Source organism: Evansella clarkii, from assembly GCF_002019695.1.
GTDB classification, from domain to species: Bacteria; Bacillota; Bacilli; order Bacillales; family Salisediminibacteriaceae; genus Evansella; species Evansella clarkii.
In genome coordinates, this window is record NZ_KV917376.1 from 864,115 (window position 1) to 880,850 (window position 16,736).

General features: G+C 42.5%; 14 protein-coding genes, 1 tRNA gene and 1 pseudogene. 3 read left to right on the forward strand and 13 right to left on the reverse strand.

Going from position 1 to position 16,736, the window contains the following annotated elements:
* The first annotated feature begins 148 nt into the window (after positions 1–148).
* Together BK582_RS04000 and BK582_RS04005 are read left to right on the forward strand one after the other, a co-directional pair.
* On the forward strand, positions 149–1,099 hold the full coding sequence (locus tag BK582_RS04000) for an arsenic resistance protein (protein WP_078593097.1): 951 nt from the start codon (positions 149–151) through the stop codon (positions 1,097–1,099).
* Between the two features lie 200 nt (positions 1,100–1,299).
* Positions 1,300–2,787, forward strand: coding sequence for a potassium/proton antiporter (locus tag BK582_RS04005; RefSeq protein WP_078593098.1), 1,488 nt, complete (start codon positions 1,300–1,302; stop codon positions 2,785–2,787).
* 52 nt (positions 2,788–2,839) lie between these two features.
* Here BK582_RS04005 and BK582_RS04010 read toward each other — a convergent pair whose 3' ends face one another.
* From BK582_RS04010 to sigW, 12 genes and pseudogenes are all read right to left on the reverse strand, one after another.
* A complete protein-coding gene (locus BK582_RS04010) occupies positions 2,840–4,129 on the reverse strand; it encodes a globin-coupled sensor protein (protein ID WP_078593099.1) in 1,290 nt (429 codons plus the stop codon).
* Between the two features lie 195 nt (positions 4,130–4,324).
* Entirely contained in the window at positions 4,325–4,951 is a 627-nt protein-coding gene (locus BK582_RS04015) for a class I SAM-dependent methyltransferase (protein ID WP_078593100.1), read from the reverse strand.
* A gap of 73 nt (positions 4,952–5,024) precedes the next feature.
* Complete coding sequence (locus BK582_RS04020; RefSeq protein WP_420841221.1) at positions 5,025–5,213, reverse strand: SE1832 family protein; 189 nt, start codon at positions 5,211–5,213, stop codon at positions 5,025–5,027.
* Between the two features lie 45 nt (positions 5,214–5,258).
* The gene (gene rnjA, locus BK582_RS04025; RefSeq protein ID WP_078593102.1) at positions 5,259–6,923 is read right to left on the reverse strand and encodes a ribonuclease J1; all 1,665 of its coding nucleotides are present in this window, start codon (positions 6,921–6,923) and stop codon (positions 5,259–5,261) included.
* 563 nt (positions 6,924–7,486) lie between these two features.
* Positions 7,487–7,723: pseudogene (locus tag BK582_RS28280) on the reverse strand (LLM class flavin-dependent oxidoreductase); the annotation flags it as partial.
* 137 nt (positions 7,724–7,860) lie between these two features.
* A complete protein-coding gene (gene glmS / locus BK582_RS04035; protein WP_078593103.1) occupies positions 7,861–9,663 on the reverse strand; it encodes a glutamine--fructose-6-phosphate transaminase (isomerizing) in 1,803 nt (600 codons plus the stop codon).
* A 421-nt stretch (positions 9,664–10,084) separates the two neighbouring features.
* On the reverse strand, positions 10,085–10,207 hold the full coding sequence (locus tag BK582_RS28005) for a hypothetical protein (protein WP_276328189.1): 123 nt from the start codon (positions 10,205–10,207) through the stop codon (positions 10,085–10,087).
* Positions 10,208–10,321: 114 nt separating this feature from the next.
* Positions 10,322–11,683 (reverse strand): phosphoglucosamine mutase, encoded by a 1,362-nt coding sequence (glmM, locus tag BK582_RS04040; RefSeq protein WP_078593104.1) that lies wholly within the window; start codon positions 11,681–11,683, stop codon positions 10,322–10,324.
* A 52-nt stretch (positions 11,684–11,735) separates the two neighbouring features.
* Positions 11,736–13,172, reverse strand: coding sequence for a CdaR family protein (locus tag BK582_RS04045; RefSeq protein WP_177344631.1), 1,437 nt, complete (start codon positions 13,170–13,172; stop codon positions 11,736–11,738).
* Positions 13,165–13,983: a diadenylate cyclase CdaA gene (gene cdaA / locus BK582_RS04050; RefSeq protein WP_078593105.1), complete on the reverse strand. Its 819-nt coding sequence runs from the start codon at positions 13,981–13,983 to the stop codon at positions 13,165–13,167. Before cdaA ends, BK582_RS04045 begins: the two co-directional genes overlap by 8 nt.
* Before the next feature lie 766 nt (positions 13,984–14,749).
* Positions 14,750–15,382: an anti-sigma factor family protein gene (locus tag BK582_RS04055; RefSeq protein ID WP_078593106.1), complete on the reverse strand. Its 633-nt coding sequence runs from the start codon at positions 15,380–15,382 to the stop codon at positions 14,750–14,752.
* A gap of 22 nt (positions 15,383–15,404) precedes the next feature.
* On the reverse strand, positions 15,405–15,965 hold the full coding sequence (gene sigW / locus BK582_RS04060; protein ID WP_078593107.1) for an RNA polymerase sigma factor SigW: 561 nt from the start codon (positions 15,963–15,965) through the stop codon (positions 15,405–15,407).
* Positions 15,966–16,154: 189 nt separating this feature from the next.
* Between sigW and BK582_RS04065 the strand changes: the two genes are divergently transcribed.
* Positions 16,155–16,328: an aspartyl-phosphate phosphatase Spo0E family protein gene (locus BK582_RS04065; RefSeq protein WP_078593108.1), complete on the forward strand. Its 174-nt coding sequence runs from the start codon at positions 16,155–16,157 to the stop codon at positions 16,326–16,328.
* A gap of 305 nt (positions 16,329–16,633) precedes the next feature.
* Here the strand turns inward: BK582_RS04065 and BK582_RS04070 are convergent.
* Positions 16,634–16,709: transfer RNA gene (locus BK582_RS04070), tRNA-Ala, on the reverse strand.
* Positions 16,710–16,736 lie beyond the last annotated feature (27 nt).

Below are 16,736 nucleotides of genomic sequence, written 5' to 3' on the forward strand. Positions count from 1 at the left end.
GAAGGGAGAGCATTCTGCTTCAGCACCTGAAACCTTTCTGATTTATAGAGAAGTTATGGAATGGTACAATATGCTACAGAACAAAAACTTCTGTCCCGCTATAATCAGAAACAGAAGCTGAAATTGTAATGATTAAGCTGGTGCTAATATGAAAATGATTGAAAAACTTTATACCTTCCTGATCATTCTGTCGGCGCTTCTGGGGATCTTTATAGGTCAGACAGAGACAAATCTTCAGTGGGACTACTATATAACCCCGCTGCTAGTAGTTATGCTTTATATTGCCTTTTTGCAAATCCCCTTTAAACAATTCACAGCATCCTTTAAAAACATCCGCTTTACTACGACTGCTATACTGATGAACTTTATTTGGACCCCTGTCCTGGCCTGGAGTTTAGCATACTTATTTTTATTAGACCATCCGATGTTATGGATTGGATTTATTATGCTGATGGTGACTCCCTGCACAGACTGGTACATCATTTTTACCAGAACTGCCAGAGGAAACATTCCTTTGTCAGCTTCCATTTTACCGGTAAATCTTATATTACAGGTTACTCTGCTGCCTGTTTATTTACTTATGTTTACTGACACTACAGGGATATTGCCTGTACAGCAGCTTATTGAAAGCATTATTTATGTACTGGTTATTCCTCTGTCCCTTGCCTGGGTTACGAACCTGCTGCTGAATAAACAGGTAAAGTTAAAAAGACAGTTACAGGAACGAACAGAATCACTTCCGATCGTTTTATTGTGTCTCGCTGTAATCGCTATGTTTGCTTCTCAGGGCCGGCTGCTTACGGAGAACCTTGGGCTCCTTTGGCTGATCACTTTGCCGATACTTTTCTTTTTCAGTATTAATTTCATTGCCGGACTGGCTGCAGGAAGGTTTCTCCGTTTTTCATACAGGGATCAGGCCAGCTTTTCCTTAACAACACTGGCGAGAAATTCACCCATTGCTCTTGCTATCGCACTGACGACTTTCCCTGAGGAACCATTAATAGCTTTAACTTTAATTATCGGTCCTTTGCTTGAACTCCCATTACTGGCCTTTTTCACCCAGCTGCTGCTTTGGCTGAATGTTAAGTGGGATAATTAAAGCATTCTCCGGCCGGTTTCAGTTTTATTTTTTCAGGACTAATCTTTTTACACATTACATAATATTATAGTAAAATGGTATTATGACACATTTGAGATGTAAGTTTTCACTCATTCTCTGATAACACTGCAAAAACCAGCTTAGCCGAAATATAAAATGGCTATAAAATAAATAATAAATTTCAGGAAAGGGGGCCGTGTATGTTTCTTGAATCTTTCGGAACAGATGCTTTAGTTTTACTTGGTGCATTGCTGCTCATAAGCGGTGTATTAGTCGCGAAATTCTCCAACAGGCTGGGGCTCCCTTCCCTTGTTCTCTTCATACTTGTAGGGATGCTCCTTGGAAGTGACGGCCTCGGGTTTGTTTACTTCGACAATGCCTATATTGCTCAGATAATAGGTATCTTTGCACTTGTCATTATTTTGTTTGAAGGTGGTCTCCAGACAAAATACTCTACTGTAAAGTCGGTAATTGTTCCGTCGGTGTCACTGGCTACCCTTGGTGTTCTTCTTACATCGGCGATTGTAGGCTGGTGCGCGTATTTAATTTTTGATGTAACCCTTCTGGAAGGTATGTTATTCGGAGCGATTGTAGGCTCAACAGACGCGGCTGCCGTTTTTGCTACATTGAAAGAAAGAAATATTAAAGCAAAAATGGGCGCTACTCTGGAGGCCGAATCAGGAACCAACGACCCAATGGCTGTGTTTCTTACTATTTCTTTTATAGAACTCATAAGTATCCCTGAAACAAGCATTTGGTTATTGGTTCCGTCCTTCTTCTGGCAAATGGGGATTGGCCTTGCTGTCGGACTAGCTGTCGGTAAACTCGCTTCCGTCTCCATTAACAGAATCAATCTGGATTCAAGTGGTCTTTATCCAATTTTTTCAGTAGCCTTTGCATTATTAACTTTTGGTATGGCTTCTATCATAGGAGCCAGCGGGTTCCTTGCAGTTTATATCGCTGCTCTTGTCATTGGAAATTCAGAATTAACCTACCGATACTCTATTTTTCAGTTTAACGAGGGTTTTGCGTGGATGGCACAAATATTGATGTTTATCCTCCTGGGACTACTCGTATTTCCTGGACAGCTGTTTACTCTTGGAATCATCCTTGAAGGCTTGCTGTTGTCTTTTATTTTAATGTTTATCGCCCGTCCTGTAGCTGTTTTCCTTTCCACAATAGGGATGAAATACACACTAAAAGAAAAAACGTTTCTTTCGTGGGCTGGTTTAAGAGGAGCAGTACCTATCGTACTTGCAACTTTTCCAATTGTTGCTGGTCTTGATAACGCTCAGTTTTTCTTCAATGTCGTCTTTTTCGTTGTCCTTTCCTCTGCGCTCGTTCAAGGGTCTACAATATCCTGGCTTGCGAAGAAGTTACATTTAACAGGACCGAAAAAAGATAACCCTCACCACTCCCTGGAATTGATCTCCATGGGTAAGGCGAACGCTGAAATGGTACAGTATAAAACTAATGCCGACTCAGCCATAGTAGGGAAAAAACTCCATGAAATTGCTTTCCCGAATAAGGCAAATATCAGCGCGATTGTCAGAGACGAAAAATTAATCACTCCTTATGGGGAGACAGAAATTCAAGAAGGAGACTTCCTCTATATCCTCGTTTCTACTAAATATAAGGAAGACTTGAAAAAGGTGCTTGAAGCAAAAAAAGATGCTTCCTATTCTTAACAAAAAAAACCTTGAATCCCCGGCTTTATTCTGCCGGATGATTCAGGTTTTTTTAATTTGTCAGCTCCTGAGAAACGACCGTTAAATTATCCGCAGCACTTGCTACTTCTTCAAAGGCTGCTCCCAGCTCGTTCATCACATTTACAAAAGCTGTTATTTCCTGTTCTATTTTCTTATTTTGATCCTTGGTTTCTGTCATCGTCTGATGGATCTGTAAGAAATGGTCCTTTGTCTTTTGCATATTTCTTGTACCTTTGCCCATTTCTGCTTTAATAATTTCCATTGCACCTGTAAGCTTTTCTACCTGAGCTGTGGAATTTGAGATAAGCTGCCTTACCTTGGAAACAGACTCCTTCGTTTCGTCGGAAAGCTTTCTCACCTCACCAGCTACTACACTGAATCCCTTTCCATGCTCTCCGGCCCTTGCTGCCTCAATGGCTGCATTTAATGAAAGAAGATTAGTCTGGTCAGCTATATTTGTAACAAGGCTGATTATATCCTGCATTTGTTTCATAATTCCAAGCAGCAGTTCCATGTCTGTATTAATCTCATCCAATGAGCCGTCAATACTTGCAATCCCCTGAGTCTGGAAGTTCATCAGCTGCATTCCTTTATCTGCCCGCTCTTCCGCCACTGCCGCAAGCTCTGTGCCGCTGTTAGCAATAGATACAATCTCCCCGGACTGGGCAGTAAGCTCCTGAAAGGAAGCATTTGTCTGCTCAGATACAGCTGCGAGGTTCTGTGATTCCTTAAAAACCTTTTCCTGTATTTGTCCCTTTTGTGCTTCCGCTGCCTGTTTAATTCTTGCTGTCTCCAGATCGTATGCCTCCAGAACCAGCTGCTGTTCCAGATTTAGCAGTTTTGTAACGGCTTTTACAGCAGGAAAATACTGCTCCCTGTCCTCAATCTTTTCTTCAATTATTTCGATTATCGAAAGCAGCAGTTCCTGAAAAGAACATACATACCATTTAGTCGGAAGCCCGATTCTCACATGCATATTTGCAATCATTATCCGTTTATCCAGGTACTCTTCATCCACTGTACCTTGAAACAACTCTGTGATATGCTGCCTTAGCGTCCCTTTTAAGGCTTCCACTGAACTATGATTGTTTATAATCTGTAAAAGCGATGGTTCCGTTTCAAGATTATCGTAAAACCTGTTAACAATTTCGTGTATTTTTTCCGCTACAAACGGTTTAAGAAACTTAATAACCCCCAGGTCCTCCGGCGTTAAACCAGTCATAGCAAGCTGCTTTTCCACATCGCTTCCTCTTCTGACCTGAATGTCTCCCCTTAAGCCCTCATAAATATCCGGCTTCTGTCTTACTTTTTTCAAAAACATAACATCCCCCCCTTTTCAATGTTAAAGTAGCTTCTTATTATATCGGCTATATTAGCGGAAAATTTTAGGATTTAAGCCAGGAGATTTCCATAAAGCTCATTTAATATTTCGCTTCTATGGAACTTTCCTTTGCTGAAAACTTTTATTATAAAAAGCCAGCGCAAATTTAATTGCACTGGCCATTTGGAAAGTATATTAAGCTTTTACAGCAACGGCAATCCCGATTGGATAATCTCCTTCAGGGCGTTTATATTTCTCAATGGCTACCCCCTGCTGATAGTAAAAGTCTGTTGCTTTAAACTTCAGTTCACTGCTGAAAAGGGCAATAAATTCCCTTTCAGACAGCTGATGATAATGGAACGGGGAACCGCATGGTTTTCCTCTTCCTTCTCCAAATGGAGTTGATAAAACTAGAGTGCCCCCTGGCTTCAGCATGCTGTATAGATTAGCTAAAAATACCCTGTCATCAGGAACATGTTCTATTGTTTCAAACGACAAAATCGTATCGAACGTACCTGCCCTTTCTTTAAGTGCAGGGTCCAGAGCATCGCCGGTAAAGAATTTTAATAAAGGGTGGAAATGATTATGCCGCCCATATTCCACGGCATCTTCATTAATGTCCACACCGATAACTTCTGTCACGGTTTTTCTCCTCAGCTTGGCCATCATTTTTGCCCCGTAACCTGTGCCACAGGCAATATCGAGTACACGGCCGCGTCCGTACGGAAGGGCAAAGTAATACCGTGCAAGGTGCTCAAGAAGCAGACCGTTCGCAGGCTTCATTACTTCAGGAATAACTCTTTCCCCTGTATCTTTCAACACAAGAAATCACCGCTGTCTTTTATATTTTTTAGTAGCTAAAGCGCAGTCAGGTCTAAAAGAGCGTAAAGAAGTTTTAATCCTCTTTGTTATCACGCAGCTTTTCATTTAAAGAATGCAGTTCTGCCTCAATTTCAGTGAGCCGCTTTTCCAGTGGGGAAAGGTTGCCTTTTACAGACTCCAGTTTTTCCAGGTTGTGCTGAAGCTGCAAATATTCATCCTTTAACTCTGCGATTTCATACTTAATTTCTGTTTTATTCATCATATTCCACTCCCTCATTCACTGTTGTTCCGGCAACGACTCGGTTAGTCAGACCTCCATAATAATAGGGAGAATCATTGGTTTTCGTTTTGTTTTTTCATATAAGAACGGTCCGAGGAGATCTGTAATTTCGTTTTTAATCTCCGACCATTTCGTCGTTTTGCTGTCCATTAATCCGTCAAGATGGCCCGAAAGCTTTCTTTCAGCTTCTTTTATTAAATCTCCTGATTCACGCATGTAGACAAAGCCTCGTGAGATAATATCAGGTCCGGCTGACACTTTAAATTCCTTCATGTTCAATGTGACAACTACTACAACAAGCCCTTCCTCTGAAAGGATTCTTCTGTCTCTTAAAACGATATTTCCTATATCTCCGATGCCTTTCCCATCCACATAAACAGTGCCGGACGGAATTTTTCCTGAAATCGCCGCTTCTTTTTCTTCCAGCGCCAGTACATCCCCGTTATCCATAATAAAGCAGTTCTCCTCAGGGATACCGCAGTCATTAGCCAGCTTTACATGCTGTTTCAGCATCCGGAACTCTCCGTGAATAGGCAGGAAGTATTTAGGTTTCATTAAACGAAGCATTAACTTTTGTTCTTCCTGTCCTCCATGGCCTGAAGTATGGATATCGTTTAAAGGTCCATGGATAACCTCTGCTCCCACCCGGTATAACTGATCAATCGTTTTGCTTACACTTAAAGCGTTCCCTGGAATAGGTGAAGAAGAAAGAACAACTGTATCCCCAGGATGAATTTGAATCTGCCGGTGGGTGCCATGGGCTATACGGGACAGAGCCGCCATCGGTTCCCCCTGGCTTCCGGTACAAAGGACTGTTACCTGATCACCAGGAAGCTTATTTAATTGAGAGCGATCGATGAACGTCTCTTTAGGGACATTTATATATCCCAGTTCGAGAGCCAGGTCTATCGCTTTTTCCATGCTGCGCCCAAACACCGCTACTTTCCGGCCATATTTAACAGCTGCTTCCACGGCTTGCTGAAGGCGGTATATGTTAGACGCAAAAGTTGCAAAAATAATTCTTCCTTCTACAGACTGGAATATCTGGTCAATACTTTGTCCTACTTTCCTTTCAGACATCGTGAACCCAGGCAGTTCACTGTTAGTACTGTCAGACAGAAGACAGAGAACACCTCCTTCTCCGATTCTCGCCATCTTTGAAAGGTTTGCCGGTTCTCCTACCGGAGTGAAATCAAACTTAAAATCTCCTGTGTGGACGATATTACCAGGTGGCGTTTTTACTGTTACTCCGTACGAATCAGGAATACTGTGTGTTGTCCTGAAGAAAGAAACGGAAGTTTTATTAAATTTAATTACTTCGTCTTCATGTATTTCCCTTAACTCAGCTTTTCGCAGCAATCCATGTTCCTCCAGCTGGTTACGAAGAAGACCAAGTGCCAGTTTCCCTCCAAAAATAGGCATATTTACTTCACGGAGCAAATATGCAACACCGCCGATATGATCCAGATGCCCGTGAGTTATAAAAAGCCCTTTAATTTTATCTTCGTTATTCACTAAGTATGTATAGTCAGGAATGACATAATCGATTCCCAGTAATTCGTCTTCCGGAAACTTTATTCCTGCATCAATGATTATAATCTCATCCTGAAACTGCACTGCGTACATGTTTTTGCCAATCTCGCCCATTCCTCCGAGGGCAAACACAGCAGTCTGGTGGTTTTTAACTTTCATAAATTACTCTCCATTTTCTTAATTTTATTTGCTTAAAGAATTGATGCGGCTGCAATCCTCTCTTATGAGAAACGTTTGATAATTCCCCTTCTGCTTATTATCTCCTTAATGGCTGGGGGTTCAAACGCTTTCCCTCGCATCTTTTCTCCTTGCAGCAATCCAGCAAAAATTTTGCTCAAGCAGTAAACCGTAACTAATCATATAAATATTACTAGTAAACATTTTATCATACAGGCTCTCATTATGTATTTTGCCAGGAATAAAAAAATTCCGCTGGCGCAAAGTTTATTAGGCATTAAAATAAATTTTGCTCAGAAGTTTTCCTAAATCCAGAACCCGCATTGAAACAGTTCTTTCAAAATGAATTCTTTCATTGTGAAGTATTCAATAAATTAATTAATAAGCCTATTTACTGGTTTCTCTTCGAATTACTGGTGCAATCTCCGTTGCTAACAATTCAATACTTTCTGCTGCATGTTTAAATGGCTGGCCTCCAATATCCAACTGAGCTAAGAAACGCTGGTGTCCAAAGAGCTCATGCTGCTGGAGAGAATCTTCTCTACAATTTGCTCAGGACTACCCTCTGAGACTAAATCCAATGTAGCAGAGTCTTCAAACAGACGAACAGGATCAAGGGTACTTAGAACACTTATGGCACTCGTTAATCTAATTTGCATCGTTACTTGTGCAATAGCAGCCAAAAGCACAGGAGGAGAAAAAGAAGCATAATCGAGACGATGATGCTCTCCTAACCCAAAAACGTCAAGTCCTGCTTCATCAGCCAGTTCTGCGGCCTGAATATTTCTTTTACTCTTTCATTAACTGTTTGCTGCTATGGCCTTACTCAATTCTTCCTAAATTTAAAAAATCGAGACGCCATACGGACTGTATGGGTCTCGATTCCATGTATGTTAACTATTTTTTACAGGCAATTATCTTACTCTACAGTAACTGACTTTGCCAGGTTTCTTGGCTTATCTACGTCACAATCACGGTGAAGCGCTGCATAGTAAGAGATTATCTGGAGAGGTATTACACTTACAAGCGGAGTAAGGTATTCGTGTACACGAGGGATGACTAGCTGGTCATCATGTTCCTCGAGACCCTCCATGCTGATCATGCACTGGGATGCTCCGCGGGCAACTACTTCTTTCATGTTTCCTCGAATGCTGTAATTGACATGTTCCTGTGTAGCTAGCCCTACTACAGGCGTGCCTTCTTCAATAAGAGCGATAGTCCCGTGCTTAAGCTCTCCTCCGGCAAACCCTTCCGCCTGAATATAAGAGATCTCTTTAAGCTTGAGAGCACCTTCAAGGCAGACGAAGTAGTCAATTGCCCGACCGATGAAGAAACAGTTACGGGTAACACTCATGTAGTCACGGGCGATTTTTTCCATTTCTTCTTTTTTGTCTGTTAAAGTTTCCATGGCGTTAGCAACGATCGCCAGCTCCTGAAGCGGATCGAAGTCAATTTCAATCCCCGCCGCTCTTGCAGCGTCAACTGCAAGTATAGCTAATACAGCCATCTGAGCAGTATATGCTTTCGTGGAAGCTACGGCAATTTCAGGTCCGCCATACGTGTGCAGTGTGTAATCAGCCTCACGGGAAAGGGTGGATCCTGGAACGTTTGTTATTGTGAGGGCTTTATGCCCCATTTTCTTGACATTTACTAATACTCCGCGGAGGTCTGCTGTTTCCCCGCTTTGCGAAATAAAAATAAAGAGTGGGTTTTTGCTGATTAACGGCATATTATACAAAAATTCACTGGCAATATGCGTTTCAACAGGTTTTTGCGCGATCTGTTCAATCATCTGCTTACCAACAAGCCCTGCGTGATAGCTCGTTCCTGCAGCAATAATATAAATACGGTCTGCGCCGTTAACAGCCTGGCGGATATCTTCGTCGAGCTTGATGTTATCATTTTCATCCTGGTATTTTGTGATGATATTACGGATCACAAACGGCTGCTCATCGATTTCCTTGAGCATGAAATGAGGGTATGTCCCCTTTTCAATATCACTTGCATCAAGTTCAGCTGTATAAGGCTCCCGGGAAACTATTTCACCATCGAGTTTCTTGATGGTTGCTTTCTCCCGAGTAACAATAACGATTTCCTCGTCCATTAGTTCAACAAATTCGTTAGTCACCTGCAGCATTGCCATAGCATCACTTGCTACAACATTTACTCCGTCACTTAGCCCAACGAGAAGAGGACTTTTATTTTTCCCTACATAAATGGTTTCCTTGTCTTCTTTATCAAGAAGTGCAGTGGCATATGATCCTTTAAGCAAACTCAGAGTTTTCCGGAAGGCTTCCTCGGTATCCATTCCTTCCTTAGCAAAACGCTCTACCAGCTGTACGATAATCTCTGTGTCCGTTTCACTCTCAAGAGACACTTCAGATAAATATTCACGCTGAAGCTTGCTGTAATTTTCAATAACTCCATTATGAACGATTGTATAACGCTTCGTTTCACTCTGGTGCGGGTGAGCATTCAACTGGCTTGGCGCACCATGCGTTGCCCAGCGTGTATGTCCAATCCCGACGTAAGCCTGCTCGTCTTCATCCACTACATTACGTAAAGTTGCGATCCTGCCCTTTTCTTTATAAACATGGACGCCTTCTTCGTTTGCTATCGCAATACCAGCCGAGTCATATCCTCTGTATTCCAGCTTTTCAAGACCTTTTAAAAGGATTTCTTTTGCATCTTCTCTTCCCACATATCCTACAATTCCGCACATAAATAACATTTCCTCCCTTAAGCAGGGCAGGATAATACCGGGGCATTACCTGCCCCACTCTTTATCATCAATTAGTATAATAGTTACAGATCTGTTATATGCCCACGCAACTGCCTTTGTTCGGAAAGTCGCCTTTCCGTTTTAGTCAGCTGCTTGCGGCTGAGGCGTACAGCCGGGAGGTATCCGCCGAAAAACTCGATAAACCTCCTCCTCGTCAACTATCCATCGTTTCGTCCGCACGGATAGTTCAGGCGCTTTATTTAATAAGAGAGCTTCTGTAGTTCAGGCAGATCAATCCTGCACTTTTCAGCCTCTGCTTATTACTCGTACTCCTCTGTCCTCCTTTTCTGTATAGAATCTTTCTAATCATACTACACGAACAGAAATAAGGTCAACGTTTTTTCAGCAGTTTGGTGCCTGCCTACTGTTTACCCGCTGAAACCTCCTTTAAACTGTGTTTTTTCGGAAGCCAGGCGTAATCAATTCCTTCTCCCTGCTTCTCAATAATAAAATATGCACGAACGGCACTACCTGTGCTGCTCATGCATATTCATCCTTTTATTACAGTAAAGAGTACTTTCGTTCCGGCTTTGCAGCCTGTACAGGGAACAGTGCTTTTATTTTTCCCGGGTAAGGCTAATAAATCCCGGCCTCCCGTTTACTCCAGTGCTCCTAATTCTCTTTTTACTACATCCACAATTTTTTGAACATATTTATCGCACATTTCTTCAGAAGGCGCTTCTGCCATTACACGGACCAGAGGTTCTGTACCAGAAGGCCTTACGAGGATTCGCCCTTCGCCTTGCATTTCAGCTTCCACAGCATTAATTTCATCTGCAATTACCTCGTTATAGGTTAATGCATGCTTGTCCGCAACACGTACGTTAACAAGCTTCTGCGGATATTTTGGCATCTCAGCAGCAAGCTCGGATAATGGCTTGCCAGAAGCCTTCAGAATGCTGCAAAGCTGGATTGCCGACAGCAGACCGTCCCCTGTAGTGGCGTAATCAAGGAAAATAATATGGCCTGACTGCTCTCCGCCAAGATTATAATCCCCTTTTCTCATTTCCTCCATTACATAACGATCTCCAACTGCTGTCTGCTTTGTTTCCACCTGAATGTTCTCTAACGCTTTATAAAAACCAAGGTTACTCATAACGGTCGACACGACCGTGTTATTATTCAGAGCACCTTTTTCTTTCATATACTTTGCACAAATATACATGATCTGGTCCCCGTCAACTATGTTTCCAAGTTCATCAACAGCAATCAGTCTGTCAGCATCCCCATCGAAAGCGAGTCCAATATCTGCTCCCTTTTCTTTGACAAGTTCTACGAGAGTTTCTGGATGTGTAGAGCCTACCCCCTCGTTAATGTTAATTCCGTTAGGGGAAGAGCCTATCGTTGATATTTGATCTGCTTCCAGATCTGCAAACAAGTGAGCAGCTAAAGGAGAAGCTGATCCATTTGCGCAATCCAGTGCAATATGCAGTCCGGACAAATCTCCAATTATTGTCTGTTTGAGGAAATGAAGGTATTTTTGTCCCCCTTCAAAATAATCGTTTACCTGGCCGATATCTCCTCCAACAGGCCGGGGAAGCCCGTCTTCCATATCATCTTCTGACTGAAGCAGTTTTTCTATCTCTTCTTCCTGATCGTCAAGGAGCTTAAAGCCATCTGATCCGAAGAATTTAATACCGTTATCTTCAACCGGATTATGGGAAGCTGAAATCATTACACCGGCATCCGCACTTAGTGCTTTGGTTAAATAAGCAACTCCCGGAGTGGAGATAACGCCGAGGCGCATCACTTCCGCCCCGATGGATAAAAGCCCTGCTACAAGAGCACCTTCAAACATATGGCCGGAAACCCGGGTGTCCCTGCCGATCAGCACTTTTGGTTTTTCTGTTTCCTTTGTAAGTACATAACCGCCAAACCGGCCTAATTTAAAAGCCAGTTCAGGTGTTAATTCTTTATTAGCTATTCCTCTTACACCATCTGTTCCAAAAATCTTTCCCATTTGAATCTCTCCTTAAGGTTTATCAAAGGTCGATATATAAATAATTCCTGAATTAATTTTCGTTGTTTTCGTTACCGTTTGTCTCATCATCCGGCTCTTCATCCAGCTCTTCGTCAGGTTCCTCATCAGGCTCCGGCTCGTTTTCAGTCTCGTTCCCAGCTTCGTTTTCCTCTGTGTTCGCATCGTTATCGTTCTCTTCGACGGTTTCCTCGTTTTCGTCCGGGTCTGCCAGTCCTTGAGAAAAAACTTCATCAGTTTCTGTAATAACAATCCGGACGCTGCTCCTGTTTATACTTACTCGGACATTCTGTGGTCCGCTGAATTGCAGAGGCAATGTATGCTCTCCAGGACCCAGTCCTTCGGCGTCTGCATAAATTTGCAGATCCTCCCGGTTAACCCTTCCCAGTACGTTTGGGCTTCCAAACAACTGGAAATCTACAACCCCATTTTCAGGAATAATGAACTCATAATCATAACCTTCGTTTTCCTCAATACCTGTCACTTCTATTGGAAAATCAGAAAACTCTCTGGTATCTTCTTCTGTCACTTCCACAATTACATTTATTGTTTCCGGACTAACACTCTCAACGCCCCGTGGTACCGGGACCTCCACTTCGTATGTTCCGCTTTCTGATACCTCACTTAAATCAAGTGTAATACCATCAATAAAAGAAATATCGTTTATCACATCTACCGGCCCGAATATTGTAACTTCCTCAGGTTCAGTTACAATTGACTCTATTGCCATTCCTCCCGGAAGCTGCCCCTCTCTTTCTATTCGAACAGGAACTTCTTTATTTGGGCTTGTTATTGGCACCATTACTTCAACAGCCGGCGGGTCAGTATTCAGGTCCATCACATTGCCTGCTTCATCCAGAACTTCCACCCCTGCTGTTTCCTGAAAAGTTCCGTCTCTGCCCGCTAAGTCCACCACTGCCCTTACTCCAGCAATTTGATCTACCACACTCTGAGCGGCCGTAATATCCACATTGGACGGCTGTACAGAAGGTGTGCCGGCGCTGTATCCTTCTTCAATTTCACCGGAGTTTATTAATTCTATCTCTACAGGAAGAGATACTGTCTGCTTTTCCTGTATGGTTACCCTTACAGTCATTGGGACAATGGAGACTGATAAATCCGGCGGGAAGTTCCGGTGCCGCACTCTTTCATAATGTGTCCCCGCTTCTCTCTCCCGAAGATCAAGGTATACTTCATAATCTTCAGGTCCAATCTGCAGCATTGTCAGCACATTTTGCGGCCCTCTCACCGTTACTTGTACACTTTCCGGAGCTTCTGTCACTACATACTGATCTTCATCGTAATAAATATTAAGCTGTACTTCTTCCAGAACTCTTGAACCGTTCGTAATTCCAGGTATCCCTCCTGGCTGAGGCCCTCTGTTTTCCAGATTCACCATAAGAAAAAGCATGACGGCTATTAAAAGGGAAATCCCTTTAATGACCCAGGTATTATTAAACCATTTATCCATTCTTTTTCCCTCCCCATTGCCAGCGTGAAGAGGTATTTGCTGTGTCGTTTTTCAGAAGCTCATTTTCCAGTAACGTCCTGAGCGAATCTTCATCAAGGTTTCGGTGAAGTTCTCCATTTTTAGTAATGGAAATCCCTCCTGTCTCCTCAGAAACGACTAAAGTAACAGAGTCTGTAACTTCACTGACCCCTAACGCAGCTCTGTGACGGGTTCCAAGCTCCTTGGAAATAAAAGGGTTCTCTGACAGAGGCAGATAACAGCCTGCTGCCATAATTTCGTTATTTTTTACAATTACCGCCCCGTCGTGAAGCGGCGTGTTTGGGATGAAAACATTAATAAGTAATTCGGAAGTAAGCTTTGCGTTCAGCTGAATGCCTGTTTCAACATAGTCATTCAGCCCAGTACCCCTTTCCAGTGTTATGAGCGCTCCAATACGCCTTTTACCCATATAGTTAGCCGACTTGACTATATGTTCAATTGAATTCTTAACTTCTTCTTCTTCAGCAACGGTACTCTTTGAGAAAAACCGCCCTCTTCCAAGCTGTTCAAGCGCACGGCGAAGTTCCGGCTGAAAAATAATAATTATCGCTAATAAACCGTATGTAACAGCCTGCTGCATAATCCATTGCAAGGTATTCAGCCCTAAGTAACGGCTGAAAAACCACACGGCCAATATCACTGTAATCCCTTTGACGAGCTGCACGGCACGTGTCCCGCGGATTACCATGATTAGTTTATATATCACATAAGCCACCAACAAAATGTCGATGACGATAACCAGCATTTCAAGAAAAGTTAGCTCTTCAAACATGGCTCTGCCTCCATCGTATTACTGCCTTAATCCTTTAGTTCTTTAACTTTAACATTATATCATAAATTTTTGAAATCAGACCTTATTCATGGAGCTATCAAACTAAAGAAAACCCAGCCATATTTTATACTTTCTTAAAGTTTAAAAAAGCACAAGCGTCTTGACACGAAAGGAACTCTATATATGTGACGAGTAACCGCAGGTCCAGGGGGGGGCACTGCCTCTTCCTCTGCGAGTGTATTATGATGGTGTATTGGTAACGTTGATGGCCACTTGCTGCATATGCACGATAGACTGTAATATTACTTAACCGATTCAATTTAATTCCTTAATGAGCCGCTTTCGTACGTTGAGTGACTGCGTTCCTTCAATTCCTTAATGAGCGGCTTTCGTACGTTCAGTGACTGCGATCCTTCGATTCAATTCCTGAATCACCCGCTTTCGCACGTTCAGTGACTGCGATCCTTCAATTCAATTCCTGAATGAGCTCCAATTCATACCTTGAGTGATTGATTCGGCGGACCGTGGAGCTGGACATTGTCGTGGAAGGTTATAAATAAAATTTGCAAACCAAGCCTTAAAAATCGAGGATTATAATTTCTTCTGGGCCGAGACTGCTTCATTGCTAGTATATTATACATTCTTCCAGTGTTAAAAAAGCACATTGCTGGTAGCAATGTGCTTTGTTTTTCTGTTCGACGAAATATATGTCAGCGATTATTTCATGCAGCTGGCTTAATTCCGGTTAACATTTCCTGACCGCTCATTATTCATCGCTGCTATTCATAAAACTCATTACATCAGCAAAGAAGGCCTTAGTCCGGTACCATAACCAGTCGAACACCCTGTTGATTTCTTCAATTTCACCTGCTACATGGCCAGCTGAAGCTAAGTACTGTTCTCCATTGATTACTGTAATACTGCCAAGTACTTCTCCCTCTACTTCAATATTTCCATTGCGTACGAGAAGGTCTCCCGAAATGGTCTCTCCTTCCGGTACAACCACTACTCCCCGCTCCTGGTCCACATAAAACTGTCCCTCTCCTGCTACAGTAATTTCTCCATCGCCATCATTCCATATGGAGGAAATACTTAAAATAAATACAAGAAAGAAAGTTGCTGCTGTTATGATCAGAGGATGCCTTCTCACCCATGTTTTCCACTTGTTTTTCTGCGTTTCCTTCGGCAGCCCGGCCATCACCTGGGCCGTAAAATCAGCAGGGGCTTCTATATGTGAGGCACTTTGAATAATCGCTACAGTTTTTCTTAGTTCCCTCAAATGTCCATGACATATATCACACTTAACAAGGTGGGCTTCCAGCTCCTTTTTTTCAAGCAAAGTAATGTCTTCATCCATATATTTATGGATCAGCTGATGTTTTTCCTTATTACAAGCCATAAGCCGCTCTCCTTTCCCAGGCTTAATCACGCAGTCGTTTTCTCAGAGCTTCCCTGCCACGGTGTATTCTTGTTTTAACGGTGGCTACTGGCAAATTTAAGACTTCCCCTATTTCTTTGAGTGAAAGATCTTCCATGTATTTCAAAATAATAGCAGATCGGTACTTTGGCGGAAGCATCATAATTTCATCCTGAATCCATTCCTGCATTTCATGCTGTACAACCACATCTTCAGGGAGCTCGTCATCTCCTGGTATTTGTGAATAATAATCAAGATCCTCTGTTCCCGCTACCTGGTCCTCCAGATGAAAGTCTGGTTTCTTCTTACGAATCCGGTCTATCGCCAGATTCGTTGCAATGCGGAAAATCCAGGTGGAGAATTTCCGGTTAATATCGTAGGATTCAATGTTAGTATACGCTCTTAGAAACGCCTCCTGAGATATATCCTGTGCTTCGTGCACATTCCCAAGCATTCGGTAAGCAACCTGAAAGACCTTGTCCTTGTATAATTCAACAAGCTCAGCAAAAGCCTGCTGGTTACCTTTTTTAACTTCTATTATAATCTTTTTAACTGTTGCGTCCATTTATATACCTCCGCGACATTGCGGTTATCTCCTATACGGCAACAACCTGCTAAAGGTTTCGTTTCAGAATTAATTTTATCATGTTAATTAGTGGAAAAAATAAAAATCTCTAAAAAAACATGTTTTATCATTATTTTTTCGGGGTAAAAGGTCTTTAAATAAATTTGTTTTATCATTAAGGAGGTACTCATGGAAAAGTCATCCCAAGAACGTTTACTAAAGGAAATTGAAACGGCCAGAGATAAAATGCATCGGCTCTCGTATGAAAAAACGAGAACATCAGAGGAAGTAGTTAAGGTGAGTACCTATCTGGACGGACTCCTAAACCGTTATCAAACAATCCTTTATAAGAAAAATGCATAACTATTTAAAAAACCGAGTCGTTTTAAACACGGCTGTTTTTTTTGCCTTTTTTAGGTGTCAGAACGGGTGGGTTGGATCTGTATCTGTGTTGGACCACGTTTTGTTAGGGGACTCCCGTTTCCTCACTCCCTCAACCTTGCACTTCGGGACCGGGTTCAACGGTGCCACGTTGAGCTGCTCACTCATCCTCCATCTGAAAAATTGGTCAGCGTTCGGGTTCAACTATGTATAATTAATTACACTTTTTATTAACACAAATAAAAAACCCTGGACGTTGTTTCATCCAAGGTGAAGTTTCCTATGTATGGTGGAGCCTAGCGGGATCGAACCGCTGACCTCCTGCGTGCAAGGCAGGCGCTCTCCCAGCTGAGCTAAGGCCCCGTAGATTTTTCAATGATGTTATGCCGG